Raw genomic sequence first — 17,218 nt, 5'->3', positions numbered from 1 at the left:
GGGGAGTGGTTCGGCATGAGTGCAGTTCGACACGAGGCGACCATCGACCAAGATCGTGCCGGAGTCGCACATCTCCCGCCCGGGCTTCGGTTACCGCGGGCACTGCAGGCGCTGCCGTTCGTGATTTCCAGACGTCAGTCGATGGCATTGGCGGCCAAGCGATTTGGTCCGGTGTTCACCATCGACATACCGGTGTTCGGCAAATCGGTGGTGGTCGCCGATCCGCAGTTGGCGAAGCAGGTGTTCACCACGCCCTCGGACGTCCTGTGCAACGTCCAGCCGAACCTCAGCCGGATCCTGGGCGAGGGTTCGATGTTCGCCCTGGAAGGTGAGGAGCATCGCAACCGGCGCAAACTGCTCACGCCACCGCTACACGGCAAGGCGATCAAGGTTTATGAGCAGATCGTGGCCGAGGAGCTGGCGAAGGAGACCGCCACCTGGCCCGAGGGTGAGGAGTTCGCAACAGTCGACCCGATGATGAGGGTCACGTTGAATACGATCCTGCGAGCCGTCTTCGGTGCCCAGGGAGAGTATTTCGACTCGCTGCGCGAGGTCATTCCGCCGATGGTGGAAACCGGGTCGCGGTGTGCGACCATTCCCGACTCCGTGCAGAAGGGTCGCATCGGGCCCTGGGCTCGGTTCCGGAAATTGCGGCTTGAGTACGACTCGATCATCACGGAGATGGTCGCCACGGCGCGGCGGGACCCGGATCTCGAAAACCGCACGGACATCATGGCTTTGATGATGCGCAGTTCGTACGACGACGGGTCGGCGATGACCACCAAAGAGATGGCCGACGAATTGGCCACACTCCTGGCCGCCGGACACGAGACCACCGCCAACACCCTCGCCTGGGCGTTTGAACGGCTGACCCGGCACCCGGAATTGGTGGCGCGCCTGACCGCCGAGGTCGCGGAGGGTGGATCCGAGCTGCGGCAGGCCACCATCCTGGAAGTACAACGCAGCCGTCCGGTGATCGACTTCGCCGGCCGGCACGTCCTGGCTGCGGAATATGAACTGGGGCAATGGCAAATCCCTAAGGGCACCACCATTCTCGTGGCGATCTCGCTGATGCACGACGACAGCGACCAGTTCCGGAACCCGAAGATCTTCGATCCGCAACGATTCGTCGGCAATCGGCCATCGGCTGCGTGGATACCGTTCGGTGGCGGTACCCGGCGCTGCATCGGAGCGGCATTCGCGAACATGGAGATGGACGTGGTGCTGCGCGATGTCCTGCGTGACTTCGAGATCGTCGGCACCGATGCCCGTTCAGAACGCTGGCACGGACGCGGAGTGGCCTACGCACCGCGGCGCGGCGGGCGCATGGCGGTCCGCCGGCGTTAGTACCGGTACCGCGGCTAGCGTTGCGGGTATGGACCTGCAGCGCTTACGGATACTGCGAGAGTTTGCCGACCGCGGCACGGTCGGCGCCGTCGCGCATGCGTTGAACATGACACCGTCGGCGGTCTCGCAGCAGCTCAAGGTCCTCGGCCGGGAGGCAGGCATCGCGTTGCTCGAGCAGGATGGCCGGCGAGTGAGACTGACCGAGGCCGGTCGGGCCCTGGTCCTGCGGGCGGACGAGGTCGTCCTGGCTGTCGATCGTGCGGCCGAAGAGATGGCGTCGTATCGCGACGATGCGGTCGGTTCCGTGCGGATCTCGATGTTCCCGTCGGGTGCCGCCTTGCTCCTGCCCGGACTCATGGAGCGGATGGGTGAGGCCGGTATCGCGTTGATCGCCCGCGATGAGGATGTGCGATACCAGGAGGCACCGGCGTTGCTGTCCGATTCGGATGTGGTTCTCACACATCGTGACGAGCGGGCGCCGCAGGTGGTCTCGGCCCGCGTTGCGACCACGTTTGTGATGCGTGAACCCATCGACCTGGTGGTCGGTCCCGCCCATCGTCATGCCGGACGCACCGAGGTCACGCTCGGTGAACTCGCCGACGAGGACTGGATCAGTGTCCGTGATGGGTTCCCCGTCGACGACGTGCTGCTGTCGCTGGCCGCGATCACCGGAGTTCAACCCCGGGTGATGCACCGGATCAACGACTTTCGGGCGATCGAGGCGCTGGTGGCGCGAGGGCACGGGATTGCCCTGATGCCGCGGTATTCCGTCTTCGACCCCAACGTTGTCCGTCTGGTGCTCACCGGCGTCCGGGCGGCGCGGGTGTACGAGGCGCTCAGTCGTCCGGGGGCACAGGACCGCGGCGCCGTGCGTCAACTCGTCAGCGCCCTGGTCGCCGAGGCGCACGAACTCGATTAGAGGCCCACCACCTGAATTTGCGCCGTCCAGCAGTGATCACTGCTGGACGGCGCAAAAAATTGCTACTGGGTGTTTGGTCCGCGGTTACGGGGCCCAGGTCCGAGGTGCCTGCTCGCTGTCCTCGGCGACCTCTGCACCACCGGCAGCGCGCACCGAGCGGTTCACGGCGGAGACAACGGCCCGCAGCGATGCGGTGGTGATCGACGGCGCGATGCCGCAGCCCCACACGGTCTCACCGTTGATCTCGACCTCGACGTAGGCGGCGGCGTTCGAATCGTCACCCGAGGTGAGCGCATGCTCCGAGTAATCCAGGACCTGGATCTGATAGCCGACGGTCGACAGCGCATCGACAAAGGCAGCCAGCGGACCGTTGCCGGCTCCGGAGATCTCCTTCTCTTTGCCGTCGATCTTGACCGTGGCGGTGATCTGATCTTCGCCGCCGTCGATCTCGGCTGCATCGACACGCTGCTTGATGCGCTCGAGCGGGCGGACCGGCTGCAGGTACTCCTCGGCGAAGACGTCCCACATCTCCTTGGGCGACACCTCGCCACCCTCGCCGTCGGTGATCTTCTGGATCTCGCGACTGAACTCGATCTGCAGACGTCGGGGCAGCTGCAGGCCGTGGTCGGCCTTCATGATGTAGGCGACGCCGCCCTTGCCCGACTGGCTGTTGACCCGGATGACCGCTTCGTAGTTGCGGCCGACATCCTTCGGGTCGATCGGCAGGTAGGGGACTGCCCACGTGATGTCGTCGATGTCGGAATCTGCTGCGTCCGCATCGAATTTCATCTGGTCCAGGCCCTTGTTGATGGCGTCCTGATGGCTTCCGGAGAAGGCCGTGTAGACCAGATCGCCACCGTACGGGTGCCGCTCGTGCACACCGAGCTGGTTGCAGTATTCGACGGTCCGGCGGATCTCGTCGATGTCGGAGAAGTTGATCTGCGGGTCCACGCCCCGGCTGAACATGTTCATGCCCAGCGTCACCAGACATACGTTGCCGGTGCGCTCACCGTTGCCGAACAGGCACCCCTCGATCCGGTCGGCACCGGCCTGGTAGCCCAATTCTGCTGCGGCGACGCCGGTTCCGCGGTCGTTGTGCGGGTGCAGACTCAGGATCACCGAATCGCGACGGGCCAGGTTGCGGTGCATCCACTCGATCGAGTCGGCGTACACGTTGGGTGTTGCCATCTCGACGGTGGCAGGCAGGTTGAGGATGATCGGCTTCTGCGGTGTGGGGTCGATGACCTCGGTGACCGCGTCGCAGACCTCTTTGGCGAACGAGAGCTCGGTGCCGGTGTACGACTCCGGTGAATACTCGTAGCGCCAGTTGGTGTCCGGGTACTTGAGCTCTTCGGTCTTGGCCTTGTGCGCGGCGTCGGTTGCGATCTTCTTGATCGCGTCCTTGTCGGCACGGAAGACCACGCGGCGCTGCAGGATGGACGTCGAATTGTAGAAGTGCACAATCACATTCGCGGCACCACGGCAGGCGTCGAAGGTGCGCTCGATGAGTTCACCGCGGCTCTGCGTCAGCACCTGGATCGTGACGTCGTCCGGGATGGCGCCGTCCTCGATGATCTCGCGGACGAAGTCGTAGTCGGTCTGGCTGGCCGAGGGGAAACCGACCTCGATCTCCTTGTAGCCCATCCGCACCAGCAGGTCGAACATGCGGCGCTTGCGGGCCGGGCTCATCGGGTCGATCAGGGCCTGGTTGCCGTCGCGCAGATCCACGGCACACCACATGGGTGCGCGGTCGATGACCTTGTCGGGCCAGGTGCGGTCGGGGAGGGTTACCGGCTCGACCTCGTCGGCGAACGGACGGTATCGGTGCGCGGGCATCGCTGAGTTGCGCTGGGGATTCCATGCGGGCTGATCAGCGGGAATGGGTCCGGCCGGTTCTACGATTCGGCTGGCATTGGAAGTGAAAGCATCTGCGGCAGGCATTGGGTCAATCTCCGAAGGTGGTGGGTGGCAAGACCGGCGCGTCACAAATCCCGCGACGGGAAGCCGGTCTGGATCAGACCCCGCCGCGGCAAAGGAGAAGGAGCACGCGCTGCATGTTTGGCACTCTACTCCCGTCGTTGTCGAACTCCAAAGAGGGTCCCTCACTGCTCGGGACGATACGAATTGCCCCAGGAGTCGCTGAAGGCGACATCACTCATCGGCAACCTCGTGCGCTCGCGCCGGTCACGTTCTGCGACATCGGGGGCCACTGTGTGCGGGGCGGCGAGCTTGCCGATGGCCACCATCAGCAGTGGTCGATGGCCCGGCGGTATCGCAAACCTCTCGATCATCGCCTCGGCGCGGAACCCGCCCATCGGATGAGCATTCCATTCGCCTGCCTGCGCTTGCGTGATCATCTGCGACGCTGCCAGACCGACGTCCATGGTTGCGTAGTCCTGCATCTTCGGCTCGTCCGGAATGTCCGTAGTGCACAACAGGATCAACGCGGCCGCGGCCGGAGCCCAGGACTGGTTGCCGCGCTTGAGTCCGTCGACAAGACCCGCGAAGGTGTTGTCACCGCGCACCCCGACCAGGAAACGAACCGGCTGGTTGCCGCCGCCGGTGGGTGCCCATCGACCGGCCTCGAGGATTTCTTCGAGCTGCTTTTCGGAGATCACCGCGGCATTGTCGTAGCCGCGGGCGCTCCACCGTCCGGCCAGGATCGGATGTAGGGGCACGGTTGTAACTCCTTGTGATGGAGCCGCTTTGGCTCCTACTCGACCGGTTGCGCGGCCGGTGTGCGGGTGCGCAGCAAGACCGCGACGATGACGGCCATCGCAGCCAAGAGTGCCACGTTGACCACCGCTGTGACGTGAAGGCCGTCGACAAATGCGCTGCGTGCGGTATCTGCGAGCGTGGTCTGGGCGGACGGGTCGAGGTCGTGCGCATGATCGAGGGTTTCCGACAAGGTGTCCTTGGCCCCGGTGTTCTCGGTGTTGCGACGGAACACCATGGTGGCGACCGAACCCAGGATGGCCAGGCCGAACGCGGTCCCGAGCTCGAAGCTGGTCTCGGAGATGCCGACGGCCGCACCACTGCGTTCGGTCGGAACCGACGACACTGCGACGTTGGAGACCAGCGAGAAGATCATGCCGTAACCGATACCGGCGATCGCCGAGCTGGCCAGGTACACCCCGACACCTTCGGAGACACCGAGCCAGATCATCCCGGCGTTGCCGATGGCGGCGAACGCGATGCCGATCACAAAGGCCCAGCGGACCGTGACAAGCGCCGCGATCCGGGAGGCGCTCATCGAGAAGACCGCGACGGCGATGGCCATCGGAAGCCCGAGGAGGGCCGCGGTGATCACGTCTCGTCCAAGCACCGACTGCAGGTAGATGCCGGTGAGGTAGCTCAGTGCGCCGAGCGTCATCATGCCCGTCAGTGCACTGCCGATCGCTGCCGAGAACCGCGCGTTGCGGAACAGTTTCAGCTCAAGCAGTGGGAACGGGGTGCGACGTTCATGACGGATGAACAGCCACATGCCGACGATTCCGATCGCCGCAAAGACCAGCGTGGTGTTGTCGAGGCCTTCTGCCGCACCATGTTTGATCGCGTACACGAGCGGCAGGATGCCGAGCATCGACAGCGCGATGCCGAGCACGTCGAACGGGTCGGTACTGCCCGAGCGGTACTCGGGGACCAGGCGTGGAGCGAGTGCGAGGAGGATCAGCAGGACCGGCACGTTGATGAGGAACACCGAGCCCCACCAGAAGTGGTGCAGCAGAACGCCGCCGATGACCGGACCCAGTGCGGATCCGCCGGCAAAGGCCGCGGTCCAGACACCGATCGCCTTGGCGCGAGTCACGGCATTCGGGAACATATTGCCGATCAGCGACAGGCTCGACGGGAGCAGCGTTGCGCCGCCGATACCCATGATGGCGCGGGCGGCGATCAACGATGAGGCGTCCGGCGCGAAGGCGGCGACTGCGGACGCGACGCCGAAGAGTGTCGCGCCGACCAGGAGTAGTCGCCGTCGACCGAAACGGTCACCGAGGTTGCCCATCGTGATGAGCAGACCCGCGATCAGGAAGCCGTAGATGTCGACGATCCAGAGTTGCTGTGCCGCCGAGGGCGCCAGTTCGGCGCTCAGGGTGGGGATGGCGAGGTATAGGACCGAGAAGTCCATCGAGACCAGGAACACGGGCAGCGTGAGGACGGCGAGCCCGAACCACGCGCGGCGGTCGGGGCGATGATCTTTCGCCTCGGCTCCGCTGTTGGCCGGGCGGTCCGTGATGCTCACTGCACTACTCCTGGTCGATAGGGTTGGGTACAACGTACGCATATGGGTACGTTGTACGCAAAGCATTTATTCCCTGGTTCCGGAACCATCGGGAGAATGGTCAAGCGAAGGAGGTCTGCCCGATGAGTGTTGCTGATCCCGAACAGGGCTCCGAAGGGGTCAAACTGACCCGTGCCGCAGTGGTCAATGCTGCGATCGAACTCGCGGATGCCGACGGCTTCGGCGCGGTCACGATGCGCAAGATCGCGGACCGGCTCGGCGTCGGGACGATGTCGCTCTACCGGCATGTGTCCGACAAGGATGCCCTGCTCATGGCCATGTCCGACGAGATCGGTGTCCGCTTTCCCTATCCGCCTCCCGGTGACGCGAACTGGCGGCAGCGGGCATTGATCGCTGCCGACGTCGACTGGAACCTCTACCAACGCCATCCCTGGGTCCTGCTGGCGTTTGCCTCACCGCGCAGCAGCATGGGGCCGCAGAGTCTGAACTGTCTGGACTGGCTGGTGGACGCCTTCCTGGAGTTGGAGATCACCACCGCGGAGGCGACCGAGATGGCGTTGTCGCTCTGGAATCTCATCGCAGGCACGGTCCTCAGTACTGTCGCGGAGCGTCTCCTGCACGACCGGGCCGACGAGAACGGCGGACAAAGCGGATTCATGCGATTGCTGGCCGGCAGACCCGACGGCACACCGCCGCCGCATCTGGCAGAACTCGTGGGAACCGGCAACCCGCAACTGACCGATCCGCGGTATCTCCTCGATCAAGGCATCGAGGCACTGTGCGACGGCTTCGAAGCCAGGGCCCAGCGCACCCGCTGATCCCGTCGACCTCACAAATTCGCGCCACCTACTGACGTTCGCGCCGGTTGCAACCGGCGCGAACGTCAGTAGGTGGCGCGAACTTGTGGGATCTGGATGGCCGGTCACATGGCGTGCGGATAGACCGTCAGCATGTGGGCGCCGAACCAGGAACTGAAGGTGATCACGATGATGGCGACGATCACCTGAGTCGATGTCCGGCGTTTGGCCAGACCGATGGCGAACGGGATCAGCAGAACAAAGGCGGGAAGCAGGAGTCGGGGCCGACTCATCATCAGTCCGCTAGAGGCCACGATCGAGACGACAACGAGTGCGCCGTACACCGACACCGGCCAGGGCACCCGATCCACAAAGCTGTAGACAGCCAACGCGATGGTGATGACGATGATCCACGCGGTCGCCACCGGCGCGATTTCGGGGGAGTTCACCAGCGCGAAATTCACGAAGTCGAAAGCGGCTTTGCCGTAATCGATCTCGGTGTTCCACCCCTGCGTCTGGATGCGGAACCAGCCCAGCGGCTCACCGGTCTTGTGCCACACCACCGCCAGATAGCCCAGATAACCCAGTGGGCTGATCGCGATCGCGACCCAGGCGCGCCAGCCGTCGCGATGCCGCAGTGCCGCGGCCAGGATGACAACACCGATCAGGACCACCGCGGTCGGACGACTGAGCCCGGCCAGCATCGCGCAGGTACCGGCCAGCAGCCAACGCTGCTGCAGGACACCCACCAGCGTCCATGCGGCCAGCGCGCAGAAGAGTGCCTCGGTGTAGGCCATCGACAACACGATGCCCATCGGGGCCGCGGCAAAAAACACCGAGAGCAGCAGGCCCGCCCGTGCCGGATCGGCCTTGGAGAGGCGGGATTCACCGGACTCGTCGCGCGCCTCGGTGAACCAACTGGTGATCCGGGCCGGGATCCACCGTGGTGGGTTCGGCCGATTCTGCATCTGCTCGCAACAGATGGTGCCGATCCGTGCCACACCCACCGCGGCAAGTGCCCCGAGGAACACATTGACGGTGAGCGCAGCACCGAGCGTGCTGAAACAGGGGATCTTGTCGACCGCACCGGCGAGCATCGGGTACCCGGGAAAGAAGGCGTAGGGCGTATCGGAGTCGCGCATTCCCTGCGCGTCGGTCTGGGTGAGAGGAACGCCACCATAGCCGTGCTCTGCGATGGCCAACATCCATTTGCCGTCCCAGGCCGACAACACCGACCCGAGGCCGCCGCCGCTGCGGAGCTGATCGAACCGCTGCAAGGTCAGCAGTCCGATAAGGCGAATCACCAGGAAGGCCGCTATCGGTTCGATCCAGCTGCGGTGCTTGTACAGCCGGTCGCTGACGGTTTCGATTGTCGCTCGGCTCAGCACCTCACGGATCCTAGTGTGGACCGGCCGCAGGCATCGACCGAGTGGCCGCGTCCGATGCGTCGGCGCACGTGAAGATGCAGGTGGCTATCCTTGCACGGGGCAGTAGCGGTCCTGTGTTCTTCCCGCTGTCTGATTTTGGCAGCTCGATGCAAGCGAGAGAAAGGAAACTGCGTGGCTCTGGTCGTGCAGAAGTACGGTGGCTCGTCAGTGGGCGACGCCGAACGCATTCGTCGCGTGGCGGAGCGCATTGTCGCGACGCGCAAAGCCGGCAATGACGTTGTGGTTGTCGTGTCCGCGATGGGTGACACCACCGATGAACTCCTCGACCTGGCGGAGCAGGTTTGCCCATCACCCCCACCGCGGGAAATGGACATGCTGCTCACCTCCGGTGAGCGGATCTCCAATGCCCTGGTGGCGATGGCGATCAGTTCCCTGGGCGCCGAGGCGCAGTCGTTCACCGGGTCTCAAGCAGGCGTGATCACCACCAGCAGCCACGGCAAGGCGAAGATCATCGACGTCACGCCCGGCCGCGTTCGGTCGGCGCTCGACGAAGGCAAGATCGTCCTGGTCGCCGGTTTCCAGGGTGTCTCGCAAGACACCAAGGACATCACCACGCTCGGACGCGGTGGTTCGGACACCACCGCGGTTGCTCTCGCGGCCGCCCTCAAGGCCGATGTCTGCGAGATCTACACCGACGTCGACGGCATCTACACCGCCGATCCGCGGATCGTTCCGAACGCCAAGCATCTGGCCACCGTCTCCTTCGAGGAGATGCTCGAGATGGCGGCCTGTGGCGCAAAGGTCCTGATGCTGCGCTGTGTGGAATACGCCCGCCGCTACAACGTTCCCGTTCACGTGCGCTCGTCGTACTCAAACAAGCCCGGCACCATGGTGTCCGGATCGATGGAGGACATTCCCGTGGAAGAAGCCATCCTCACCGGCGTTGCCCACGACCGCAGCGAGGCCAAGGTGACCATCGTCGGGCTCGACGACAAGCCCGGCTATGCCGCCAAGGTGTTCCGCGCAGTCGCCGACGCCGAGATCAACATCGACATGGTTCTGCAGAACGTGTCCGAGGTTGCGACCGGAAAGACGGACATCACCTTTACGTGTCCGAAGGAAGTCGGACCGCTGGCCGTCGAGAAGTTGACGAAGCTCAAGGACGAAATCGGCTTCAGCTCCATCCTCTACGACGATCTCATCGGCAAGGTGTCGCTGGTCGGTGCCGGCATGAAGTCGCACCCGGGCGTCACCGCGACGTTCTGTGAAGCGTTGTCGGAGGCCGGGATCAACATCGAACTCATCTCGACGTCGGAGATCCGCATCTCGGTGCTGTGCCGCGACACCGAACTCGACGAGGCTGTTCGCGTGCTGCACGCCGCCTTCGATCTCGGTGGCGAAGAAGAAGCCACTGTCTACGGCGGAACGGGGCGATAACGATGGGTGTACGTGTAGGCGTTGTGGGTGCCACCGGTCAGGTTGGCGCCGTCATGCGAAAGCTGCTGGAAGAGCGTAATTTTCCCGCAGACGAGATCCGGTTCTTCGCATCGCCGCGGTCGGCGGGCAAGAAGCTCCCGTGGCGTGGTGGCGAGATCGTGGTGGAAGATGCCGCAACGGCAGATCCCACCGGGCTCGACATCGCGCTGTTCTCGGCCGGTGCCACCATGTCCCGCGAGCAGGCACCGCGTTTTGCCGCCGCCGGTGTCACGGTGATCGACAACTCGTCGGCGTGGCGCAAGGATCCCGATGTGCCGCTGGTGGTTTCAGAGGTCAACGGTGAGGAGGCGCGTAATCCCAAGAAGGGCATCATCGCCAACCCGAACTGCACCACGATGGCCGCGATGCCAGTCCTCAAGCCTCTGCACGAGGCAGCCGGTCTGCAGCGTCTGATCATCTCCTCGTACCAGGCGGTGTCGGGCAGCGGACTTGCCGGCGTCGAAGAGCTGGTCTCGCAGTTGCGTGCCGGCATCGACGATGCCGAGAAGCTGGTCCACGACGGATCCGCGGTCTCGTTGCCTGCTCCGGTGAAATACGTTGCGCCCATTGCCTTCAACGTGTTGCCGTTGGCCGGCGAGCTGGTCGACGACGGCTCCGGTGAGACGGACGAGGATCAGAAGCTGCGCAACGAATCGCGCAAGATCCTCGGACTTCCTGATTTGCTGGTCAGCGGAACCTGCGTACGGGTTCCGGTGTTCACCGGGCACTCTCTGTCGATCAATGCCGAGTTCGAACGGCCGCTGTCCGTCGAGGAAGCCACCAAGCTCCTTGAGGGCGCGCCCGGCGTCACCGTGACCGAGGTTCCGACCCCGCTCGATGCTGCCGGTAAAGACAACTCCCTGGTCGGACGTATTCGTCAGGATCCGGGTGCGCCGGAAGGCCGTGGGTTGGCACTGTTCGTCTCGGGCGACAACCTTCGTAAAGGCGCGGCACTCAACACCATTCAGATCGCCGAACTCCTGGTCTAGTCGGGTCTGACACCCTGAAAACTGTCAAATAGCAGGACTCCGAGGGCAAATAGCCCTCGGAGTTCCTCTATTTGGCAGACTTCAGGGCCGTGGGGGCGTGCGGTGGCGATCGGGCCGGGTGATCGCCCGGATGTCGGCGAGCACCCCGTCCCAGCCGTAGAGCACGTCGTCGTAGGTGATGCGCATGGTCAGCCAGCCATCGACCAACGCGCGACGGTCGCGACGACGATCATTGCGGTAGTTGTCCAAGCTGGTGTGATGCCGAACGCTGTCGCACTCGAGAAGTAGCCGCCCGACCCCTAGGTCCACCCGGCCGACGCCCGGGATCTGAGGCTGAACGACAACCGCGAACCCAACCGCCCGCAGTCGTACGCGGACGATCGATTCGGTGCCCGACTGGGATGCCGGATCGCATTTGTCCAGGAGCCCGGCGACCCGCCGGGACGACGTGCCCATCTCCGACGCCATTTGAGCCACTGTCAGCTCGGCTGTGTTCAGTGCGGAATCGCAGGTGGCGATCCAGTGCTCGGTGCTCATGCATCGTGCCGCAGCGAGCAGTGCGGTGGGGATTGGGTCAACAGCGGTCCGGGCAGGGGGAGGCCGCCCGAATCCTCTGCACGTCCGGTTGCTGGTCAGTTCGCCGTGCCGGGTCGGTCGGGTGTGGACCCGCCGGTATCCGGGCGGCACCCACAGCCCCTGTTTGCTCAGTGCCGACACGCAGCCGAGCACACCGCCGGCCCGGACCGCTTCGACCACGTCCGGATCAGCTGTCGGCGTCGCATACCAACCCTGCCGCAGTCCGATCAGTCCACCGGCGTCGGTCTCGCGCCTGATCTGCCAGGCGCTCAGCCCGTGCCGGTGCAGCTCTTTGGTCGAATAGACACCGAAATCCATGGTGATCAGACGGATTCGGGTGAGTTCAGGTTCGATCACCCTGAAAACTGTGAAATACCAGTGCGCCGAGGGCATATAGCCCTCGGCATCCCGATATTTGCCAGTTTTCGGGGCGAGTAGGCCGCGCCATGTTTGGATATGCGGGTGACGCGCTCTGGGAGTCGGTTGGTGTTGTTTCTCGCGGTGGTCCTGTCGTTGGTGATGACAGCGCCGGTCGCGCAGGCTGATCCGGGTGTCCCTGACGTCGGCCCGGCCGGAACCGCACTCATCCACGGAGATCTGGCGTCGACCGATTCGACGCCCAACGCCGGACCCGGAGCCGGTGGAAAGCTGCTCGCGTCATCACTGCCCGGCGGTGCCTGCGCGGCGACCTTCATCGGGAGCGATGGTCTGCCGGTCGCGCTCTGTACCGGCTACATCGGTGTGAATCCGCCAGGATTCGCCGTCCCGACCGTGGTGCTCTTCGACCCGGCGACCGCTGCGCCGATCGCGTCATTGCAACTAACCAAAGGTGGACTGCTCGGCGGGGTGTACGGCTATCTCGACAGCCGCGACCGCGTCGTGATGGCGGACGGTTCGGGCGCGATCCTCAAGATCGCCCACCGCAAGAACCCGGACGGGCGGTGGCAACTGTTCGTCGACGAGCGCCTGGATGTCGGTGAACAGATCCCATCCGGCGACGCGATCACCGGACTCGCGCCGGACTTCGACGGGCGTATCTGGTTTGCGACCACGGGCGGTGTCATCGGCACCGTCGATGACGGTGGTCATGTCGGGTCCACACAATTGCCGGCAGGCGAGAAGCTCACCAACGGTCTGACCATCCGCCGCGGCGGGGCGTCGATCCTGACCAGCCGGGCGTTGTACGAGATGCGGGCTGATCAGCAGGGGGTACCGCTGATCATCTGGCGGGCCACGTACGAGACCGGCGGCGTTCGACGACCAGGCCAGCTGGCACCGGGATCGGGCACCACGCCAACCTATTTCGGGCCGAACGGCGACGAGTGGGTGGCAATCGTCGACGATGCTCCGCGGCCCAAGTTGCTGGTCTACCGTTCCGCCGACGGTTCGCCGGTGTGCAGCACCGATGCGTTCGGAACATCCGGTCAGGGAACCGAGAACTCGCCGATGGCGTGGGGCAACTCGATCGTCATCCCGAGTACCTATGGTTTCGGATATCCCCCGTTTGCCACCTCCGGACCGAGTGACCCACCGGCAGCGGCATTTACCGGTGGGATGACGCGTATCGATGTGTCCGACAACGGATGCCATCGGGTATGGGAAAGCGATGACCGCATGGCCACCCTGCCCAAGCTCTCCCGCGCCGACGGCCTGATCTATGCGCTGAGCTACGGGCCGCTCGCACCTGGTGGGGGAGTGCAGCAGGTCGGCCCGGTCTACTACACCGCCGTCGACTTCCACACCGGGCATTCTCGGGCGCGTACCCAGGTGGGGATCGCGCCCGTCGACGAACCCATGCAGCTCACCGGGACCATCAGCGCCGACGGCGCGCTGTGGCAGGCAACGATCGGCCGGATGCTGAAGATCGGCTGATCGCCGCCTGGCCTCGTTGTTTCCCGTGAAACCAAATTCGCTTCATTTTGTGGACATGGCCTGCGGAGGGGCAGGACTTCGCGAGTGCAACAATCGACAGTGTGACGCAGGACCCAGGCGATCAGCCGACCGAACCGAAGCGCGACCGCCCGAACCTCGAGAAATCAGAGGCCGGGCCGGACGACTCGGTGATCGTGCCGCCTGATCTGGAAGGGATGCCGTCGCTGGCGGAACTCGACGCGGCCGACATGGCCAGGATCGCGCAGGGCCGGACATCCAAGGACAAGGACCACGCCGACCTCGAAGACGACACCCCACCACCGGCGTCGTTGTACCACGCCTGGTTGTTGTGGCTAGGTGCCGCAGCAGCGGCGTTGATCGGTGTGATCTACGGGTTCGCGAATCTGGGTTCGACCACCGATCTGTTGAAAGACCGTCTTCACGAGGGTGTCCGGGACGACCCCAGCAACGCCGCACCGGCTGACCAGATCGATTCGATTGCCGGGTTCTTTCCGCCTGCGATGCTGATCACCACCCTCGTCCTGCTGGCCGTCCAGTACCCGCTGCTGGTCGCGGTCGGTCGTCGCCGCAGTCGCGGTGCGCGCAACATCTACGTGACGATGGCTCTGGTGATGCTCCTGTGCATCCCGATGGGCATTGACCTGCTCTTCGACTACCCGTCGGTGCCTGCGGCGATTCGGATCATCGGATGGCTGCAATTCGTGCTGCTGCTGTTCTCTGCGCTGTTCGCGTTGCGCCGGGGTGTCAATGAGTGGTTGCCGTCGTCGCAGCGGATGAAGCCGTCGCAGATCTTCCGGCCCGGGAACCGTTACTGAGCGCTGTCCGGGTCGGAAACGGCGGCCGCGGCCTCGACGATGATCTCGCGCATGGCCCGTTCCGCGTCTGCCGGATCCCGGAGCCGAACAGCCCGCGCCACCTGATCGTGGAGGTCGATCGCGGCGGGGTTGGGGCGCGTGGGCATCATGCCGTGATGGGTCCGTCCCGTGAGGACCTCATTGACCACATCGCTGAGCGCCCGGAACATCTCATTGCCGCTTGCCTCGAGCAGGGTGCGATGAAAGATCATGTCCGCGAGTAGATATTGGTCGAGGTCGCCGGAGCGTCCGTGCACCACCATGTCCGACACCGCGGCCGCCAAGATGCGGCACTGATGCTCGTCGGCGCGCTCGGCGGCGAGCGCCGCGGCGATCGGTTCGAACCCGCGGCGCAATTCTGAGAGCGTCAGCAGGAACTCTGTTCGCTCGCCGGCGTCGAGGCGCCAGCGGATCAGTTGTGGGTCGAAGACGTTCCACATCTCTTTGGGCTGAACGGTGATCCCCACCCTGCGGCGGGAGGCCACCATGCCCATGGATTCCAGCACTCGGATGGCCTCGCGTGCGACCGTCCGCGACACCCCGTAGTGCTTGCCGACGCCGTCGAGTGTCAGCACATCTCCGGCGGAGTGGTCGTCGGACACGATCCGAATTCCGAGATCGGTCACAACACTGCTGTGCAATTCACCCGCGGTTGTGTCAGATGCCACGCAATTATCTTCTCATTCGCTTGCTCGTGTACCAAAGAAATGGTTTTATGACGGACACGCTTGCAAAAGTATGACTATTGAAGTGATCTGCGGTAGGTCAGCAGTACGTGGCGAGGAGAAGGCATGCGATCAGCTCTGGTTGTGATGGGGGTGTCGGGTTCGGGCAAGTCGACGGTCGGCGCCGCACTCGCGCAACGGCTCCGCGTCCCGTTTGCCGACGCCGACGACTTTCACCCGGCTGCCAACATCGCGAAGATGTCGGCAGGCCACCCGCTCGACGACGCCGACAGGTATCCCTGGCTCGAGACGATCGGTGGATGGCTCGCCGAGCACGGCAATGGGGGCGTGATGAGCTGTTCGGCTCTCAAGCACAAATACCGCGACCAACTCCGTGCGCACTGCCCGACGGTGCGATTCGTGCACTTGTCCGGCACGCCCGAGGTGATCGGACGACGGCAGGCCAGCCGGCCCGGACATTTCATGCCGCCGTCCCTGCTCGCCTCACAGTTCGAGACCCTCGAGCCCCTCGGGGCCGATGAGCACGGTTACGAGATCAATATCGACCAGACCATCGACGAGATCGTCGAGGCCTATGTCGCCGCCGCAGGCGCCGACCCGAGCATCACGGAGGAGAACTGATGAACGCCGCATCTGTGGCTGTGCTGGCAGCCGATACGGAGTTGCCTGAACCCGTAGCGCCCGGATGGCAACTGATCCTGGCGGCGCTGGCCGGTATCGCGGTGATCGTCGTCCTCATCACCGTCGCGAAGTTCCATCCCTTCCTCGCACTGGTCGGCGGTGGCCTCACCGTGGGAATTGTTGCCGGTGAAGCGATTCCGGACGTGCTCGACTCATTCACCAAAGGATTCGGATCCACGGCCGCCGGCGTCGGCATCCTGATCGCACTCGGCGCGATGTTCGCCAAGCTGCTCGCCGATTCCGGTGGCGCGGACGAGATCGTGGACACGATCGTCGGACATGCCTCACCGCGCATGCTGCCGTGGGCGATGGCGCTGGTCGGCGCGATCATCGGCCTGCCGATGTTCTTCGAGATCGGCCTGGTCCTGCTGATGCCGGTCATCTACCTCGTCGCGCGACGTTCCGGACTGTCGCTGGTCACCGTCGGCATCCCGGCATTGGCCGGTCTGTCGGCGATGCACGGTTTTGTTCCGCCGCATCCGGGTCCGCTGGTCGCCATCGATGTCATCGGTGCCGACCTGGGCACCACGCTCGCCCTGGGTGTTGCGGTCGCTGTCCCGACGATCATCGTCGCCGGACCGCTCTTCGGAAAACTGGCAGGCCGCTGGGTTGTGCTGCCGGTCCCGACCACGTTCGACGCCGACCCGTCCGATGGTGAAACCACCAAACGGCCGTCCTTCGGCATCACCATCTTCAGCGTGCTGCTCCCGGTTGTCCTGATGCTGGGCAAGGCGATTGCCGAGATCTTCATCGAGAACGACGACCAGATCGTTCGGCAGGTACTCGACGTGATGGGCACGCCGGTCATCGCGTTGCTGATCGCCGTGGTGGTTGCGATGTTCACCCTCGGCCGGGGTTCCGGCATGGATCGCGACACCATCGCGAAGTGCACGGGCGCAGCGCTTCCGGCCATCGCCGGCATCCTGCTGATCGTCTCTGCGGGTGGCGGATTCAAACAGGTGCTCGTCGACAGTGGCATCGGCACACTCCTGGCCGACTGGGCCAAAGAGGCCAACATCTCGGTCATCCTGCTGGCCTGGGTCCTTGCCGCACTGATCAGGTTGGCGACCGGTTCGGCGACCATCGCGACCATCACCGCGTCGTCGCTGATCCTTGGACTCCTCGACGGACTCAGCGGTGGCGAACTCTCCCTGGTGGTGCTGGCCATCGGCGCCGGTTCGGTGTTCTTCTCGCACGTCAACGACGCCGGCTTCTGGCTGGTCAAGGAATACTTCGGGATGTCCGTCGGCCAGACCATCAAGACCTGGTCGATCATGGAAACCGTTCTCTCGGTCTCCGGTTTGATCGTGGTCCTGCTGCTCGGTCTGGTGGTCTAGTGCGCGACGATCAGGGCCGTCGCGGACGGCGT

General features: G+C 64.5%; 15 protein-coding genes. 9 read left to right on the top strand and 6 right to left on the bottom strand.

What is annotated here, in order from left to right:
- The first annotated feature begins 15 nt into the window (after positions 1–15).
- A complete protein-coding gene (locus tag AC56PL_RS09605; RefSeq protein WP_497153687.1) occupies positions 16–1,347 on the top strand; it encodes a cytochrome P450 in 1,332 nt (443 codons plus the stop codon).
- A 28-nt stretch (positions 1,348–1,375) separates the two neighbouring features.
- Positions 1,376–2,266, top strand: coding sequence for a LysR family transcriptional regulator (locus AC56PL_RS09600; RefSeq protein ID WP_497153686.1), 891 nt, complete (start codon positions 1,376–1,378; stop codon positions 2,264–2,266).
- 84 nt (positions 2,267–2,350) lie between these two features.
- Here AC56PL_RS09600 and leuA read toward each other — a convergent pair whose 3' ends face one another.
- From leuA to AC56PL_RS09585, 3 genes are all read right to left on the bottom strand, one after another.
- Positions 2,351–4,207: a 2-isopropylmalate synthase gene (leuA, locus tag AC56PL_RS09595; RefSeq protein WP_495513482.1), complete on the bottom strand. Its 1,857-nt coding sequence runs from the start codon at positions 4,205–4,207 to the stop codon at positions 2,351–2,353.
- A 161-nt stretch (positions 4,208–4,368) separates the two neighbouring features.
- Positions 4,369–4,944 (bottom strand): nitroreductase family protein, encoded by a 576-nt coding sequence (locus AC56PL_RS09590; protein WP_497153685.1) that lies wholly within the window; start codon positions 4,942–4,944, stop codon positions 4,369–4,371.
- A 35-nt stretch (positions 4,945–4,979) separates the two neighbouring features.
- Complete coding sequence (locus AC56PL_RS09585) at positions 4,980–6,509, bottom strand: MFS transporter (protein ID WP_497153684.1); 1,530 nt, start codon at positions 6,507–6,509, stop codon at positions 4,980–4,982.
- A 122-nt stretch (positions 6,510–6,631) separates the two neighbouring features.
- Between AC56PL_RS09585 and AC56PL_RS09580 the strand changes: the two genes are divergently transcribed.
- Complete coding sequence (locus AC56PL_RS09580) at positions 6,632–7,327, top strand: TetR/AcrR family transcriptional regulator (RefSeq protein ID WP_497153683.1); 696 nt, start codon at positions 6,632–6,634, stop codon at positions 7,325–7,327.
- A gap of 104 nt (positions 7,328–7,431) precedes the next feature.
- Here the strand turns inward: AC56PL_RS09580 and AC56PL_RS09575 are convergent, their stop codons facing one another.
- The gene (locus tag AC56PL_RS09575; RefSeq protein ID WP_497153682.1) at positions 7,432–8,694 is read right to left on the bottom strand and encodes a putative hexosyltransferase; all 1,263 of its coding nucleotides are present in this window, start codon (positions 8,692–8,694) and stop codon (positions 7,432–7,434) included.
- Positions 8,695–8,865: 171 nt separating this feature from the next.
- Here AC56PL_RS09575 and AC56PL_RS09570 point away from each other — a divergent pair, with 171 nt between their 5' ends.
- A complete protein-coding gene (locus AC56PL_RS09570) occupies positions 8,866–10,131 on the top strand; it encodes an aspartate kinase (RefSeq protein WP_495513477.1) in 1,266 nt (421 codons plus the stop codon).
- Positions 10,132–10,133: 2 nt separating this feature from the next.
- Positions 10,134–11,159: an aspartate-semialdehyde dehydrogenase gene (locus AC56PL_RS09565; RefSeq protein ID WP_495513476.1), complete on the top strand. Its 1,026-nt coding sequence runs from the start codon at positions 10,134–10,136 to the stop codon at positions 11,157–11,159.
- 81 nt (positions 11,160–11,240) lie between these two features.
- On the opposite strand, the gene AC56PL_RS09560 is transcribed toward AC56PL_RS09565, so the two are convergent.
- A complete protein-coding gene (locus tag AC56PL_RS09560; RefSeq protein WP_497154281.1) occupies positions 11,241–12,053 on the bottom strand; it encodes a putative endonuclease domain-containing protein in 813 nt (270 codons plus the stop codon).
- Between the two features lie 138 nt (positions 12,054–12,191).
- Here AC56PL_RS09560 and AC56PL_RS09555 point away from each other — a divergent pair, with 138 nt between their 5' ends.
- Together AC56PL_RS09555 and AC56PL_RS09550 are read left to right on the top strand one after the other, a co-directional pair.
- Positions 12,192–13,607, top strand: a complete 1,416-nt coding sequence (locus tag AC56PL_RS09555; RefSeq protein ID WP_497153681.1) for a hypothetical protein — start codon at positions 12,192–12,194, stop codon at positions 13,605–13,607.
- 101 nt (positions 13,608–13,708) lie between these two features.
- Positions 13,709–14,443, top strand: a complete 735-nt coding sequence (locus AC56PL_RS09550) for a hypothetical protein (RefSeq protein ID WP_495513472.1) — start codon at positions 13,709–13,711, stop codon at positions 14,441–14,443.
- On the opposite strand, the gene AC56PL_RS09545 is transcribed toward AC56PL_RS09550, so the two are convergent.
- Positions 14,437–15,150: an FCD domain-containing protein gene (locus tag AC56PL_RS09545; RefSeq protein ID WP_495513471.1), complete on the bottom strand. Its 714-nt coding sequence runs from the start codon at positions 15,148–15,150 to the stop codon at positions 14,437–14,439. The genes AC56PL_RS09550 and AC56PL_RS09545 overlap by 7 nt on opposite strands.
- A 123-nt stretch (positions 15,151–15,273) precedes the next feature.
- Here AC56PL_RS09545 and AC56PL_RS09540 point away from each other — a divergent pair, with 123 nt between their 5' ends.
- On the top strand, positions 15,274–15,789 hold the full coding sequence (locus AC56PL_RS09540; RefSeq protein WP_495513470.1) for a gluconokinase, GntK/IdnK-type: 516 nt from the start codon (positions 15,274–15,276) through the stop codon (positions 15,787–15,789).
- Positions 15,789–17,186, top strand: coding sequence for a GntT/GntP/DsdX family permease (locus AC56PL_RS09535; protein ID WP_495513469.1), 1,398 nt, complete (start codon positions 15,789–15,791; stop codon positions 17,184–17,186). Before AC56PL_RS09540 ends, AC56PL_RS09535 begins: the two co-directional genes overlap by 1 nt.
- Positions 17,187–17,218: the final 32 nt, after the last annotated feature.

This window comes from Williamsia sp. Y721 (assembly GCF_059683565.1).
The sequence above is the reverse complement of the archived record's forward strand: the minus strand, read 5'-3'. Positions and strand labels throughout refer to the sequence as shown.

Bases quoted from the DNA above. Each gene is read 5' to 3' on its own strand.
- AC56PL_RS09555 (WP_497153681.1), top strand. From the start codon at position 12,192: ATGCGGGTGACGCGCTCTGGGAGTCGGTTGGTGTTGTTTCTCGCGGTG.
- AC56PL_RS09580 (WP_497153683.1), top strand. From the start codon at position 6,632: ATGAGTGTTGCTGATCCCGAACAGGGCTCCGAAGGGGTCAAACTGACC.
- AC56PL_RS09605 (WP_497153687.1), top strand. From the start codon at position 16: ATGAGTGCAGTTCGACACGAGGCGACCATCGACCAAGATCGTGCCGGA.
- AC56PL_RS09535 (WP_495513469.1), top strand. From the start codon at position 15,789: ATGAACGCCGCATCTGTGGCTGTGCTGGCAGCCGATACGGAGTTGCCT.
- AC56PL_RS09560 (WP_497154281.1), bottom strand. From the start codon at position 12,053: ATGGATTTCGGTGTCTATTCGACCAAAGAGCTGCACCGGCACGGGCTG.
- AC56PL_RS09540 (WP_495513470.1), top strand. From the start codon at position 15,274: ATGCGATCAGCTCTGGTTGTGATGGGGGTGTCGGGTTCGGGCAAGTCG.
- AC56PL_RS09565 (WP_495513476.1), top strand. From the start codon at position 10,134: ATGGGTGTACGTGTAGGCGTTGTGGGTGCCACCGGTCAGGTTGGCGCC.
- leuA (WP_495513482.1), bottom strand. From the start codon at position 4,207: ATGCCTGCCGCAGATGCTTTCACTTCCAATGCCAGCCGAATCGTAGAA.
- AC56PL_RS09600 (WP_497153686.1), top strand. From the start codon at position 1,376: ATGGACCTGCAGCGCTTACGGATACTGCGAGAGTTTGCCGACCGCGGC.